The organism is Bradyrhizobium sp. SRL28, assembly GCF_018596315.1.
In the GTDB taxonomy this organism is placed as follows: Bacteria; Pseudomonadota; Alphaproteobacteria; order Rhizobiales; family Xanthobacteraceae; genus Bradyrhizobium.
Genome location: NZ_JAHEAG010000038.1, coordinates 1 through 12809, shown reverse-complemented (window position 1 = coordinate 12809; position 12809 = coordinate 1). Strand labels below are relative to the sequence as shown.

The window sequence follows — 12809 nt, the reverse complement described above, 5'->3', positions numbered from 1 at the left end:
CCGGGTACCGCTCGCAGGTGAGCCTTCCATTCGGCCAAGTTGACGCCGGGGCAAAATAGTTGCACATGAGACCAATTGGCGGAGCAACCGCCTCAAAGCACCAGCGGCCAACGCGCCGATTCCAGGGAGGAGAAGACAGGATGTTCGCCAGGAACCTATCCAGGCTGGGAATTCTCGCGGCCGCGATGCTGGCGTCGACCGCCGCGCTCGCGCAAGTTTCAGACGATGTGGTCAAGATCGGTGTCCTCACCGACATGAACGGTCCGGCAGCGACGCCGACCGGCCAGGGCTCGGTCACATCAGCGCAAATGGCGATCGACGATTTCGGCGGCAAGGTGCTGGGCAAGCCGATCAGCATCATCGTCGGCGACCATCAACTCAAGCCCGACATCGGCGGCGCGATTGCGCGGCGCTGGTATGACGTCGATCAGGTCGACCTGATCGTCGACGTTCCGGTCTCCGCGGTCGGCCTTGCGGTGCAGAACATTGCCAATGACAAGAAGAAGCTGTTCATCACGCATTCGACCCTGGCCGCGGATTTCCACGGCAAATTCTGCTCGCCCTACGCGATGCAGTGGGTGATCGACACCCGTTCGCTCGCCGCAGGCACCGCGCAGGCGGTGGTGAAGCGCGGCGGCGATAGCTGGTTCTTCATCACCGACGACTATGCGTTCGGCCACGCGCTCGAACGCGACGCCTCCAGCGTCGTCACCGCCAATGGCGGCAAGGTGCTGGGCTCGGTGCGGCCGCCGCTCGCGACCCCGGACCTGTCGTCCTTCGTACTGCAGGCGCAGGCCTCAAAAGCCAAGATCATCGGCATCGCCGCCGGTCCGCCCAACAACATGAACGAGATCAAGACCGCCGCCGAGTTCGGCGTGCTCAAGGGCGGCCAGCAGATGGCGGCATTGCTCGCGCTGATCACCGATATCCATTCGCTGGGATTGCCGGCAGCGCAGGGCCTGTTGCTGACGACCTCGTTCTACTGGGACATGGACGACAAGACCCGCGAATGGTCAAAACGCTATTTCGCCAAGATGAACCGGATGCCGACGATGTGGCAGGCCGGCGTCTATTCCTCGGTCATCAGCTATCTCAACGCCATCAAGGAAGCCGGCACCGACGAACCGCTGAAAGTGGCGGCGAAGATGCGCGAAAAGCCGATCGAGGATTTCTTCTCCCGCAACGGCAAACTGCGCGAGGACAATCTGATGGTACATGACCTGTGGCTGGTGCAGGTCAAGAAGCCGGAGGAATCGAAATATCCGTGGGACTACTATCAGATCCTCGCCAAGATTCCCGGCGATGAAGCGTTCGGCCCGCCCGATCCGGCGTGCGCGATGGCGAAGAAATAAGAGGCGAATGGCGAGTAGTGAGTGGCGAGTAGTAGTGGTGAAACCATTCGCTACTCGCCATTCGCTATTCGCCTATTTCACCACCCCCGCCTCCCTGAAATACTTCATCACCCCGGGGTGGATCAGCGCCGCGTTCGGCGCCGCCGCAACCGTGTTCGCGGCCGTGGTCTCGCAAGCCTGTGGCAGCTTCTTGCACAGCGCCGCCTCAGCCCCGTGCAGCGTGCGCGCCAGCCGGTAGGCGACGTCATCGGGCAGGCTTTCGCGCGCCAGAACAAAACTCCATGAACCGATGGAATCGATGGCCGCCGGCTGATTCGGATAGCTGTTGGCGGGCACTGTCAGCGGTTTGAGGAACGTGTGCTTGGCGCGGACGAGCGCAATCTCGCTGGCGTCGGGCGCGATAAACCGTGCGCCGCCCGGCGCCTGCGCCATGGTAGCAAAACCCGGCCAGCCGATGCCCGCGCCCCACAGCGCGGCGGCGCGGCCGTCCTGCACCATGGCGGGGCCGTCGCCGGCGCGGTCGAGATAGATCGACTTGAAATCCTCGTCCTGCTTCAGGCCGATGCCATCGAGGATGTAGCGCGACAGGATCGGCAGGCCAGAACCCTTGGCACCGAAGGCGACCGGCTGGCCGACCAGATCCCTGATCGTCTTGTAGGGACTATCGGCGCGCACCACGAACATGCCGGGGCTGGAATACATCGCGGTGAGGATCTTCAGTTTCGTTGCCGCCCGCCCGATGCCCATGAAGGCTTCGTAGGAGGGCTCGCCGGCCACCAGCGCGATGTCGAGCTGGTCGGATTCCAGCAGCGGGATGTTTTCGCTGGAGCCCTTGGTATTGCGCGGCTCGATCGAGAGCCCCGGATCGGCGGCGTTCATGATTTCCGCGAACGCATTGCCATAGACCGGGAAGCCGCCGCCCGGCGTCGCGGTCCCAAGGCTTATCTGGGTGCTGATTGTGTTTTTGGTAATGGCCTTGCCTCCCTCCTGCGCCGCGGCGGCGCCGACGAACAGGAGCAGGCCGGCCCAGACGATCCCAGCGAGTTTCATTTCTAGCCTCAAGCGTTCGGTGACGGATGATGCAACGGAGGTTGTAAGCAAGCGCGGAGCCTGATGAAAGCCTGTTCTTGGCTCCCAACCCGGCATTGCCGTATCGCTGTCATGCCTGTAAACGATGCCAGCACCGTTGCCGGCCGCCTCTTTCGGCCGCTCGCGGCGGGGCCTGTAGCTCAATGGTTAGAGCCGGCCGCTCATAACGGTCTGGTTGCAGGTTCGAGTCCTGCCGGGCCCACCAGTCATTACAGGAGCTTATTACGTTTCTGAAGGGTGACGATTTGATACCGCCTCAGCTACCGCCACAGAAACCAATCGTGATTTGTTCGCGCCACGTTCGTTGATGGGCGTTTGGGCACGCGCATCTGCCATGGCGAAGGCGGTGCGTCCAATCCATCATGGGTGCTACACTAAATCTAGAATATCCATTTTGTTTGGAATTACCCTTATAAAACAATGTTATAACTCCAAGACAACGTAAAATCGGCCGGCTTGATCACCCACTATATCTAGATTATCCTTGACCGACTTTGACTGTTTTTCTCTATTTGGTACGACAATGTCGTACTCAAACTGGAATGTCGTACCGATGGGAACCATAGTTGCTCGCCGCCGTAAGGATGGCACCACTGGCTACACGGCCCAAGTCCTTAAGAAAAGGGGCGGCAAGGTCGTCCTGCGGGAGGCGCAGACTTTTGACCGCAGGGCAGTGGCTGACTCTTGGATCAAGAAGCGCGAGACGGAGCTGTCGGTTCCCGGGGCGATCGAGCGAGCTGGGTCCAAGCGGGTCACGCTCGCGCAGGCGATCGATCGGTATACGGACGAAAGCCTCAAGGAGATCGGGCGCACCAAGGCACAGGTGCTTCGGTCCATTAAGGACTACGACATCGCGAACATGGACTGCGAGAAGATCGGCAGCGACGACATAGTCGGCTTTGCGGGGGAACTGGCGGCCGATGGCAGCCGGACGCCTGCAACGATTGCGAACTATCTCAGCCACCTTGGCGCGGTATTCGCCATCGCCGCCCCGGCTTGGAAGTATCCGCTAAATCCGCAGGCCATGGCCGATGCCTTCACAGTCACCGGCCGGTTGGGGCTTACGGGAAAATCCAAGCAGCGCGACCGCAGGCCCTCGTTGGACGAACTCGACTTGATCATGTCGCACTTCGGAGATCGGACGCGACGGCGGCGGGAGTCTTCGCCCATGGACCGCATCACCGCCTTTGCCGTTTTTTCGACTCGTCGGCAGGAAGAGATCACGCGGATCGAGTGGGCAGACTTCGACGAAGCGCATTCGCGGGTGCTAGTCCGCGACATGAAGCACCCCGGCCAGAAAGTCGGAAACCATACGTGGTGCGACCTGCCCCAGCCAGCACTTGCCATCGCAAAGGCGATGCCTCGCATCGATGATCGCATCTTCCCCTACTCGACCGACGCGATAGGCGCGGCGTTCACGCGGGCGTGCTTGTTTCTCGGGATCAACACCGAAGATATGCTCGACGAAAAGCGCCTTCACTTCCATGACCTCCGTCATGACGGCATCTCGCGCCTCTTTGAAACCGGGCTTAACATCCCGCACGTCGCTGCCGTCTCAGGGCATCGGTCATGGACGAGCCTCAAACGCTACACCCATCTGCGGCAGACTGGCGACAAATACGAAGGTTGGAAGTGGCTGCCGATTGTTACGACGCCAATGAGCGCCTGACCCATGGCTCCCCTCCCCGATCTTGTCGCTTCCGAAATCGCGGACCTGACGAGCTATTTTGACCGCACGCGCAATGCCGCTGCGGCATGGCGTGCGTATAGTCTCGCCCGCCAGCACTCGCACGCTGTGCCGGATGTAATCCAGGCTGAGATTGATCGGTTCGCGGCCTGCATCAGCGACGTCGCTGAGAAGGCAATTCAAGCCGAAGTGGGAGCTCCCCCAGTTCGGTTCCGATCTGAAGAACTAGGTCAAGCATGGCGAGGTGATGGCGGCGGAAATCCTATCGGATCGCTGCAAGATGAATGGCGCGACTACCAGATTTTTTGGGCTGTCCTCAGCCGGGTAAACAGCGGCATGAAAGTTGGAGCCGCTCAAGCTGCTGTAGCAGCACAAAAGGGCGTATGGCTGGGTGTTGACTCCATCGACAAGATTTGGAAGCGCATAAAGCGCAACGGATAGCAACGGACCATCCAACGCGACAACGGATCGTCCGTTGATTTTGGGGTAAAGTCCGGCGGTCGTTTTCTACCGCGACTGTGACCCCTGCCCATCGTTATCCCTTGTGCATCACCAACTAGCACAAGGACTCGCATAAATGTCTGGAAGACTCCTCTCCGCCAAAGATGTCCGAGCGATGTTCGGCGACATCTGCTCGATGACGTTGTGGCGGTGGCTGAACGATGAAGGTCTCGGCTTTCCGAAACCGACCATCATGCGCAATCGACGTTATTGGGATTCCGACGAAATCGAAGCCTTTCGGGCTCGCATGGTGAGCGACGCCATCAGCAAGCGCGCAGCGTGAGGAAGCCATGCCCGAATTGAATGAAGCCGACCACGCTGCCGAACTCGCCAAAGTCCTTGATGAGACGAGCGAGACGAGCGAGGTAACGTTGAGTGTGACGGATGCCAAGCTCGCAGCTACGGCGCTGCGGCACTATGCGGATTGGCTCGAAGCCAACGTCTAATCGCCGTCCGGCGGCCCTACCCTCAACAAAACCTCAACAACGACACGCGGCGCCCTCCGCGTGAGCGGTGGGGGTTGCCTAAGCCGAGCGTTCTCCTGAAGGGATACCGAAACACCCCCGACAAATCCATCGCAACCCTTCAAAGATGGTCGCACCTACTCGCACCTAGATTGGAGCAAGATCATGAACATCAATCTTCTGACCGAGGCTGAAGTCTCCGACTTCCTCGGAAAATCAGTCATTACGCTCGCACGTTGGCGACGCGAGGGCTATGGCCCTGCCTATGTTCGCATTGGACGCTCGCCCCGGTATCGGCGTGAAGACCTTGCGCTCTTCATGCAAGCCAACTGCATCGCGCCGGGCGGTGTGAGCGCCTCATAAACAAGAAAAACCCGGCATGCTTGGGAGAGCATACCGGGTCAACGGAAGGAATGAAGAGAGTGAGCGCACAATACCACGATTCTTCGGTGAGGAGAGGACAATCCAATAGCCTCCCGATCACTGCAGACGCCGTTCTTGCAGCGGCGCGGCGGCACGAAAAATATATGCGTACCGCCTTGCACCGCGACTACGAAATGCGCGTATTCGAGGACGGCAGCGTGTTCTTCCGCAACACCGAAATTCCGGGTTTGGAACGGCTGTTCTCGCTCGACCAGATTCAAGAAGCAACGCGCGACCTGTTCTGGTCGGACCCCCACCGCTCACTTTGGCAGCATATCGCAGCGCTCTGGCTCTGAGCGATGGCCTCACCTTTTGCTCTGACGGCCCCTCGGTTGATCGCGCACGGCTATTCGCCGCTGCCGATTGGCGAGTGGGGTCCACATGACTGGAATCCGAAAGGCAAGGAACCGAGCAAGCTCGACGTTAACCGCGACGGCGAGCCTGAGTGGTATCGCCTCAAGGGTTGGCATGTGTTCTGCGAACGGCAGGCGCATCCCAAGATCATCGAACATTGGTCAAGGTGGTCGGGTGCGGGCGTCGGCATCGCCTGCGGATTCGGTGGTCTCGTTGCGGTCGATATTGACGACGACGCGCTGATTGCGCCCCTGCTTGAGGTGCTGCCGCTTGTCTTGGTCGCGAAGAAAGGCCGCAAGGGACTCACAGCTTTCTTTCGTGCCACCGAGCCGTTGCCGTCAAGGAACTACCGCACCACCGAAAAGCGCGGCTTGCTCGACTTCCTGGCCAGCGGCAAGCAAACCGTCCTGCCGCCTTCTGTCCATCCCGATACCGGTCGGCCCTATGAGTGGACCACCGAACGGACGTTGCTCAACACTCCGCTTGCTGACCTTCCGGCGCTCACCGGCACGCATGCCTCTGCGATAGAAGGTGTATTGCGGCGGTTCGGTTGGGAAGCTCACGAGCGCGCGCAACCGCGCGGCGAGGCTGTAGGACGGCCTGTGCGGTCCCGTGATGCGGCGGGCGTAGATCGTGACTTTGACCTTGCCGCGAGGGCTGCGCGCTACAAGTGGCTGCCGCTGCTTGACCTACAAAGGTTGCGCCGCGTGTCGGGCGGCTGGCGGGCGGTGGCGAGCTTCCGCCAGTCCGGTAGCGGCAGGCGGGGCAAGCGTGGTCTGAGCCTTTCAATCCGCGATAGCGGCGAAATCGTTGATCACGGCGGCCGAGGCTACAACGATGTAACGCTTGTCGCAGAATGTCTCTTCGACCGCGATAACACCAAAGCATTCGTCTGGCTCCGCGAGCAGATCGGTTGGACCGATGCACCCGACCCGATGCCGGTGGTGCGGGCAACGTACCATGACAATCGGGTCAGTCTTGAAGACGCCACTGCGCGCCTTCGGACGATAACCGGACCTGAGTTTGCCGACACTATTTTGAACGGCATCGCTGTCAGGAATGGTGCGGCGCTCAAGCCGCCGCTGATTCTGCCGGTGCATCCTGTCACGGTGGTGCGGTCGGAAGCCGGTATCGGCAAGACCCACGCTGCGCGTGAGGGCGCCGCCAAGCAAGCCCGGCTTGGTCGGCGCATCATCTATGTTGTTCCGCGCCATGACCTCGCGGAACAGATTGCAGGGGACTTCGCCGCGTCTGGCATCAAGGCCGAAGTCTATCGCGGCTATGAACGTCCCGATCCGCGCGCACCTGACTATGCAATGTGTCGCAACCTCCCGGCCTATAAAGCCGCGCGTAATCTTGGCGTCAGTGTCCGGGACTCCATTTGCGAGCGCAGGATCGATAACGAGATTGTCCGCTGCCCGCTTGCCAAAGGGTGCGGCATGGAACGCCAGCGCGAGGCACGTCCGTTGGTTTGGGTGATCCCGGCGGCGTTGCTGTATACGAAGCGTCCGGACTTCATTTTCCCGCCAGATGCAGTTGTGATTGATGAGTCGTTCATTGACGTCGCAATCGGCGATACGCTGCACATTGATGTCGCCGCGCTGCTCGAATCCAAGATCGAAGGCTGTAGTGACGGCGACCACGACGCAGTAACGCGCTTTCGGACGCGGCTTGCCGCTGCGATCAAGAAGAACGGTGACGGGCCGCTGTCCCGCGCCGCGCTGATCAACCACGGGATCGATGCTGAAGACGCCTACGCGGTCGGCTGGCTTGAACAACGCCGCGTCACTTCTTCGATCTTGCGCCCCGACATGCGGGAAAGCGAACTCAAGACCGTCGCCTATCGTCATACAGCCCGGAACAAGCTGGCACGGGATGCCGGGACGCTTTGGCATGAGATCGCGACTTTTCTCGAAGAATGGAAGATCGAGGCCACCATTGGCGACCGATCACACTCGGGACGGATTAATGTGGCAGGCAGCAAGGTTTCCGTAACACCGCTGCGGACGGTGCATTCGTCATGGCGTGATGCGCCGACGTTGGTCCTCGACGCCACTGCGCCGCCGGCTTCGCTGATCGCGATGGCACTCGGCGAGATCGAAACGCCCGGCTGTACTCCGTTTGTGACCGAACAGCCGGACGTTGCCGCCAAGTGGCCGGAGCACGTCCGGGTGCGGCAGATCATCGGCGCCCCGGTCAGTATGGGAAAGCTCGGGTTATGGCAGGGTCCCAAGCGGCGCAACGTGCTGGACGTTGTCCGGTTCATTCGGCTCCGGGCAGCATTGGCCGCACCTGACCGGATCGGGGTCATCACCTACAAAGGGTTGCTTGAGAGGATCGGCGGGCAGCTTCCGGCCAACGTTGTCGCGCGGCACTTTGGTGCGCTGGCTGGTATGAACGACATGCAAACGGTTGCCGGGCTGATCGTGATTGGGCGTCCCGCCCCCAAACGCTCCGCCGTTGAAGCTATGGCGTCGGTCTTCGCCGGTCGGCCGGTCTCCGGTGGCGAAGGTCATTTCTTCGATAAACGTCCGGGCGGTATCCAACTTGCCGATGGCTCGGTTGTCGCGGCCACGGTGGATCACCACCCCGAACCGATTGCCGAGGCGCTACGGTGGCGGATCACCAATGGCGAGCTCAGTCAGGCCTATGGGCGTCTGCGGCCCCATAGGCGCGCTGTGTCGTGTTGGCTGGATATTGTCTGCGACGTGCCGTTGCCGATCCCGGTTCACGAGTCTTTGCAATGGGCGGACGTGGCCCCCAACGCGGAAGCCGATATGGCTGCAGTGGGTGTGATCTTGACCAACAGTCGGGACGCCAACCTGGCGTTCGGAACGACGGATTGGGGTGCGCGAGGAGTCGGTGGTTTCTCTATAGAGTCTCTTATTAGAGATTCCACCGACTCCTCCCCCGTTCGCAAATTCTCCTACCAGAAGGCAGGACCCGGCCAGAAGCGTTACACCGGCTATTTTCTCCCCGGTGCGCTGCCCGGCGCCCCCCCCGCCCTCCGGGTGTGGCTGGAAGAGCGGCTGGGGCCGTTGGCGAGCCTTGAAGTTGAGCGGATGCCGTCGCGCGCCGCCTTCGTCAAGATCGGTCGGGAGGCGGCAGGCCGCCTGAAGTTCGCAAACGTATTTTCACCGGCACTGGAAACGATCGCTGCGTTCTTTGACGACCTAGCTAGGCCGTGAACCCATAAATCGACCGAGCTGACGGCTCGCGAGAGTCCGCTATGCCCCGGTAGCGATGAAATTCCGCATCGCAGCGAGATGACGCGATGGGCCAACAACGGACATCCTCACAACGGCACCTTGATTTCGCAAACAAGCCCGTCTTTGCGCCAGTCAAACCGAACTTCCCCCTTTTGCTGGACGATCATTTGTTCGATGATACGGCTACCAAGTCCCTTTCGCGTAGGTTTGTGCGCGACTGGACCGCCCGTCTCCGTCCAGCGCAGTCGTAATCGACCGTCAGCTACGTGTGACCATTCCAAGCGGACTTGGCCGCCGGGCGCGGACAAAGCACCGTATTTCGCGGCGTTGGTCGCTAGTTCATGCAACGTTACCGCAACTGCCTGAGCGGCGTCTGGCGCTAACAGGGTTTGTGGACCATCTATCAACGTTCGCTTTCCATCGAAATAAGGAGCTAGTTCCTGTGTCGCAATCTCCGATATCTCCGCACCGATCCAACGCGTTGCCGCGAAAAGCGAGCAAACATTTGCAAGTGCCTGTATGCGTCCAGCGATTATCTCTTTGAGACCTTCTGGCGAGCTCGACTGAGAAAGATTGACAGTTGCCAACGCGTTCGCGAGTAAGTTCTTGCTGCGGTGCTCGGCCTCCCGTGCCAGAATCACGATCAGCTCCTGATTTTTCTTCTGCTCAGTAATATCTCTCGCAATCTTTGATGCGCCGACGATTCTTCCGTTTGCATCTTTGACAGGAGAAACGGTCAGCGACACGACGATCATTACGCCGTTCTTGCGTTGCCGAATGGTCTCAAAATGGTCGACGCGCTCCCCTCGTCGGATGCGCGTTAAAATCTCACGTTCTTCGCCTTGCCGATCCTGAGGGATCACAAGTGTAATGGGCTGACCAATGGCCTCGCTGGCAGAGTAGCCGAAGATGCGCTCAGCACCGCTGTTCCAGCTTGTAATAACGCCATCGAGATTCTTGCTAACTATCGCGTCGTCGCTAGATTCAACAATGGAAGCCAGCCAACGCAATCGTTGCTCGCTCTCGCGAAGCGCCGCTTCGATTTGCTGTGCGCGCGTAATTCCCACGTCGTGTTTCTGCGTCATCGGCCCCCGACGGTCCACTTGATGACAACTTTATAGCACCTGCAATGGTCTGTGGATGAAATTTGATGTCTCTTGCGGGTTAATCGCGACGGGGGCCGGGCCAGCAGAAAGTCCGGCAATGTCCCTTATCTCGCCGGAAGCGGAAGGAAATTCAGAGCATTAGCGGCACGACCACTGGAGCGTTGAATTGTAGAGGTATAGTGGCATCGTTCGTTTGGTCGCCTTCTGTCTGCTCGTGAACTGCGTCTTTCTGTAGCGTTCTTTCGATTTGGGTCCTTCCAAGGCCCTCCCCCGTTGCGGGTGACGTGCGACCACCGGCCACTGGTAGATACAAAATTTCAAAAGTGACTTTTTGTTCTCGGATCGTCTCGTGGCTGCGATGCGGGGCCACGCGCGAGGGTGATTGCAATGGACTGTAGCGCAGTAGCTCTTTCGTCCGATCCTGAAGGCATTCAATTACATCAGGATTCGCCCGATGTCCGCTAGCCCGCTTTATCCGCCCGACTTCCGCACCGCGCTAATTTCACCGCCCACCCGGAAGCGCCGCAAGAACCCGCGCACCGTTACGATGCCCGATCATGTCGGGCCGCATGTGAAGCTCGTGTTCGCAGAAATGGCGCGACAACGCGTGACGTATGACTCGCTGGAAGAGCGAAGTGGGGTCCGCCGGGCAACTACGAAGGCGTGGCGACGTAAGAACCGGCCCGGCTTGGAAAGCCTTGAGGCGGCGCTGGCAACGCTTGGGTTCGGCTTTGTCCCTGTCCCTGCTCTTGAAGCACTACCGCCCGAGCTCGCGGGTGAACTTACCGCGCTCGCGCTCAAGCTGAGAATGAACATCCCCCAAACCTGGGCTGCGATGATCGATATCGGAGTCGAGCAGAAGCTCCTCCGCTTGCGTGCGGACGATCGTGCCGCCGTGCTGGCTGAACACGACGCGCGGGGATTGCACCACCACAACGACAACACGACGAGCCAGCGAACTAACGAAGTCGCGACTTCAGCGACTTAGGGGCGACCGGATCGGACTCTTTCGTGGTCCCGATATTTCCTAGTTTGGGACTGTTACTTGCCGAGGTCCATCAGCAAGTAACGCCGGGCAACTAGCTGGCGTGACGTTCACTCTCTTCCGTCACGTCAGCGTTTTTTCACGAGATGTCATGTCCAAAGTTTTCCTCTCTCGAACGCAGGCCGCAAAGCGGGTTGGCCGCTGTGCGAAGACCATGCGTAACCTTGCGGCGCGCGACATGGGTCCGCCCTTCCTGAAGATCGGGGATCGCCCCGCGTATCCTGCCGACGAACTCGACGCTTGGCTCGCAGCGGGTGGAGACGCCGCATGACTCGCCGCGAAGAACTCTTGAAAAACGCGCGGGAAGCAACCGCCGCCTACGCCGTCGCAAAGGAACGCCATGCCTACACGCGCCAGATGGTCAGGCTGGGTATGACCGCCGACGTTGTCGGCGCGCATGCCATCGAAGCTCGGACCTATTCAGAATGGCTCCGCGCAACTGAAGCTTTCCAGAACCATCGAGGCTAACCGGTAATGAAAATCCTGAACCACATCTTCGGAAAGAAGACCCCGACTTCCACCGCTATCGCCGCCGAACTCGAAAAAGCGCGCGCCGAACACGCCGACGGCATCGTCAAGCGCGGAGCCGCATTGGCTGGCCTCTCAACCATGAGCGATGCCGAACACATCAAGGCCGAGGCAGAGTATCAGGCGCAACGCCGCGCCGCAGATCGAGCCGAGGCCCGCGTTGCCGAACTTGAAAAGGCGCATGCCGACGCACTCGCGGCCGAAGCAGAAGCTGGGAAGCGTGCCCAAGCCGATCGCTTTCGGGCACGTGTCGAGGCAGCCCGCAATGCGATCGAGATCGAGGCCGCCGAACTTCTCAGCGCTTATGACGAACATGCATCTGCAATTGCAAATGTGCTTGCTCGCCTTGACGCGATCAACACCGAAGCGAACGCGGTCAACGAAAATGGCCGACACGTGCCGGGCTTTGAACCGGTGTGCAACACCGACGCCGCGCATCGCAAGCACCCCGATCGCCCAGCAAGTGAACGGCGCGAGAAGCGGCTGTGCTGGGTCTTTAAGTACCCTGCTAGCCCGCCCGACACCGACCGGGTGAAATATCAAGCGGAGGCCGCACGCGAAGAGGTAGTCGAAGCGACTATCAACTCCGACACGGGCAAGGCAATCCCCGTTACGCCGGAGCGCTACAACTATTTTGGCCGCGAGCTTATTATCAGGCCGACTCTTGACACTCGCGAGATCGTTATCGAGCGGACCAACTTCAGGCCGGGACGCATCGAGAATCCTCTATCTGCAATCCATTTGCCGCCCGGCTTCGCTTTCGGCAGACCGCACTGGCCGCGTGAGCGCGTCGGTTTGGCCCTCCGTTGATGACTTCCGGTTTTCCCCCGGCAGCGGACGCCGTCACGGACGGTCGGCATGTCTCAAAAGTGCCATGAGCAGACCTGCTTGCCCCGTTGAAGCAATTGGCGATTAGAGGAATGTCGGTCTTTCAACGGTCCCCTTTGCGACCCTAAGGACGTCGTAACGAGAATGGGCCCCGTCTCCTTGTTCCCAAGGTGATGTGGATTGGAAGCCTATGCTTTCGTAAAGATTTGTGCGCAAGACAAAG

14 protein-coding genes and 1 tRNA gene are annotated in these 12809 nt (G+C 60.1%); 13 read left to right on the top strand and 2 right to left on the bottom strand.

The window, feature by feature from the left end; genetic code table 11:
- The first annotated feature begins 140 nt into the window (after window positions 1-140).
- Window positions 141-1352, top strand: coding sequence for an ABC transporter substrate-binding protein (locus KIP88_RS37590; RefSeq protein WP_214493220.1), 1212 nt, complete (start codon window positions 141-143; stop codon window positions 1350-1352).
- 72 nt (window positions 1353-1424) lie between these two features.
- Here the strand turns inward: KIP88_RS37590 and KIP88_RS37585 are convergent, their stop codons facing one another.
- Window positions 1425-2402 carry a TAXI family TRAP transporter solute-binding subunit gene (locus KIP88_RS37585; protein ID WP_214493219.1) on the bottom strand — a complete coding sequence of 326 codons (978 nt, stop codon included), beginning with the start codon at window positions 2400-2402 and terminating at the stop codon, window positions 1425-1427.
- A gap of 168 nt (window positions 2403-2570) precedes the next feature.
- On the opposite strand from KIP88_RS37585, the gene KIP88_RS37580 reads away from it, so the two are divergent.
- The 8 genes from KIP88_RS37580 (at window position 2571) to KIP88_RS37545 (ending at window position 9058) form a co-directional block, all read left to right on the top strand.
- Window positions 2571-2646, top strand: a tRNA-Ile gene (locus KIP88_RS37580).
- Window positions 2647-2994: 348 nt separating this feature from the next.
- Entirely contained in the window at window positions 2995-4110 is a 1116-nt protein-coding gene (locus tag KIP88_RS37575; RefSeq protein WP_214493264.1) for a tyrosine-type recombinase/integrase, read from the top strand.
- Between the two features lie 3 nt (window positions 4111-4113).
- Complete coding sequence (locus KIP88_RS37570) at window positions 4114-4569, top strand: hypothetical protein (protein WP_214493217.1); 456 nt, start codon at window positions 4114-4116, stop codon at window positions 4567-4569.
- Between the two features lie 136 nt (window positions 4570-4705).
- On the top strand, window positions 4706-4912 hold the full coding sequence (locus KIP88_RS37565) for a hypothetical protein (RefSeq protein ID WP_214493216.1): 207 nt from the start codon (window positions 4706-4708) through the stop codon (window positions 4910-4912).
- A 7-nt stretch (window positions 4913-4919) separates the two neighbouring features.
- The gene (locus tag KIP88_RS37560; protein WP_214493215.1) at window positions 4920-5075 is read left to right on the top strand and encodes a hypothetical protein; all 156 of its coding nucleotides are present in this window, start codon (window positions 4920-4922) and stop codon (window positions 5073-5075) included.
- Window positions 5076-5258: 183 nt separating this feature from the next.
- Window positions 5259-5456, top strand: a complete 198-nt coding sequence (locus tag KIP88_RS37555; RefSeq protein ID WP_214493213.1) for an AlpA family transcriptional regulator — start codon at window positions 5259-5261, stop codon at window positions 5454-5456.
- Between the two features lie 164 nt (window positions 5457-5620).
- On the top strand, window positions 5621-5812 hold the full coding sequence (locus KIP88_RS37550; protein ID WP_214493212.1) for a hypothetical protein: 192 nt from the start codon (window positions 5621-5623) through the stop codon (window positions 5810-5812).
- A 3-nt stretch (window positions 5813-5815) separates the two neighbouring features.
- Entirely contained in the window at window positions 5816-9058 is a 3243-nt protein-coding gene (locus tag KIP88_RS37545; RefSeq protein WP_214493211.1) for a bifunctional DNA primase/polymerase, read from the top strand.
- A 107-nt stretch (window positions 9059-9165) separates the two neighbouring features.
- Here the strand turns inward: KIP88_RS37545 and KIP88_RS37540 are convergent, their stop codons facing one another.
- On the bottom strand, window positions 9166-10164 hold the full coding sequence (locus tag KIP88_RS37540) for a PAS domain S-box protein (protein WP_214493209.1): 999 nt from the start codon (window positions 10162-10164) through the stop codon (window positions 9166-9168).
- A 475-nt stretch (window positions 10165-10639) separates the two neighbouring features.
- Between KIP88_RS37540 and KIP88_RS37535 the strand changes: the two genes are divergently transcribed.
- The 4 genes from KIP88_RS37535 to KIP88_RS37520 all read left to right on the top strand — a co-directional run bounded on the left by KIP88_RS37535 (window position 10640) and on the right by KIP88_RS37520 (window position 12568).
- Complete coding sequence (locus KIP88_RS37535) at window positions 10640-11173, top strand: hypothetical protein (protein ID WP_214493207.1); 534 nt, start codon at window positions 10640-10642, stop codon at window positions 11171-11173.
- A gap of 148 nt (window positions 11174-11321) precedes the next feature.
- Window positions 11322-11501, top strand: coding sequence for a helix-turn-helix domain-containing protein (locus KIP88_RS37530; protein ID WP_214493205.1), 180 nt, complete (start codon window positions 11322-11324; stop codon window positions 11499-11501).
- Window positions 11498-11698 (top strand): hypothetical protein, encoded by a 201-nt coding sequence (locus KIP88_RS37525; RefSeq protein WP_214493204.1) that lies wholly within the window; start codon window positions 11498-11500, stop codon window positions 11696-11698. Before KIP88_RS37530 ends, KIP88_RS37525 begins: the two co-directional genes overlap by 4 nt.
- Window positions 11699-11704: 6 nt before the next feature.
- Window positions 11705-12568, top strand: a complete 864-nt coding sequence (locus tag KIP88_RS37520) for a hypothetical protein (RefSeq protein ID WP_214493202.1) — start codon at window positions 11705-11707, stop codon at window positions 12566-12568.
- Window positions 12569-12809: the final 241 nt, after the last annotated feature.

Bases quoted from the DNA above. Each gene is read 5' to 3' on its own strand.
- KIP88_RS37590 (WP_214493220.1), top strand. From the start codon at position 141: ATGTTCGCCAGGAACCTATCCAGGCTGGGAATTCTCGCGGCCGCGATG.
- KIP88_RS37545 (WP_214493211.1), top strand. From the start codon at position 5,816: ATGGCCTCACCTTTTGCTCTGACGGCCCCTCGGTTGATCGCGCACGGC.
- KIP88_RS37520 (WP_214493202.1), top strand. From the start codon at position 11,705: ATGAAAATCCTGAACCACATCTTCGGAAAGAAGACCCCGACTTCCACC.
- KIP88_RS37560 (WP_214493215.1), top strand. From the start codon at position 4,920: ATGCCCGAATTGAATGAAGCCGACCACGCTGCCGAACTCGCCAAAGTC.
- KIP88_RS37585 (WP_214493219.1), bottom strand. From the start codon at position 2,402: ATGAAACTCGCTGGGATCGTCTGGGCCGGCCTGCTCCTGTTCGTCGGC.
- KIP88_RS37575 (WP_214493264.1), top strand. From the start codon at position 2,995: ATGGGAACCATAGTTGCTCGCCGCCGTAAGGATGGCACCACTGGCTAC.
- KIP88_RS37525 (WP_214493204.1), top strand. From the start codon at position 11,498: ATGACTCGCCGCGAAGAACTCTTGAAAAACGCGCGGGAAGCAACCGCC.
- KIP88_RS37565 (WP_214493216.1), top strand. From the start codon at position 4,706: ATGTCTGGAAGACTCCTCTCCGCCAAAGATGTCCGAGCGATGTTCGGC.
- KIP88_RS37535 (WP_214493207.1), top strand. From the start codon at position 10,640: ATGTCCGCTAGCCCGCTTTATCCGCCCGACTTCCGCACCGCGCTAATT.
- KIP88_RS37550 (WP_214493212.1), top strand. From the start codon at position 5,621: ATGCGTACCGCCTTGCACCGCGACTACGAAATGCGCGTATTCGAGGAC.
- KIP88_RS37530 (WP_214493205.1), top strand. From the start codon at position 11,322: ATGTCCAAAGTTTTCCTCTCTCGAACGCAGGCCGCAAAGCGGGTTGGC.
- KIP88_RS37555 (WP_214493213.1), top strand. From the start codon at position 5,259: ATGAACATCAATCTTCTGACCGAGGCTGAAGTCTCCGACTTCCTCGGA.
- KIP88_RS37570 (WP_214493217.1), top strand. From the start codon at position 4,114: ATGGCTCCCCTCCCCGATCTTGTCGCTTCCGAAATCGCGGACCTGACG.
- KIP88_RS37540 (WP_214493209.1), bottom strand. From the start codon at position 10,164: ATGACGCAGAAACACGACGTGGGAATTACGCGCGCACAGCAAATCGAA.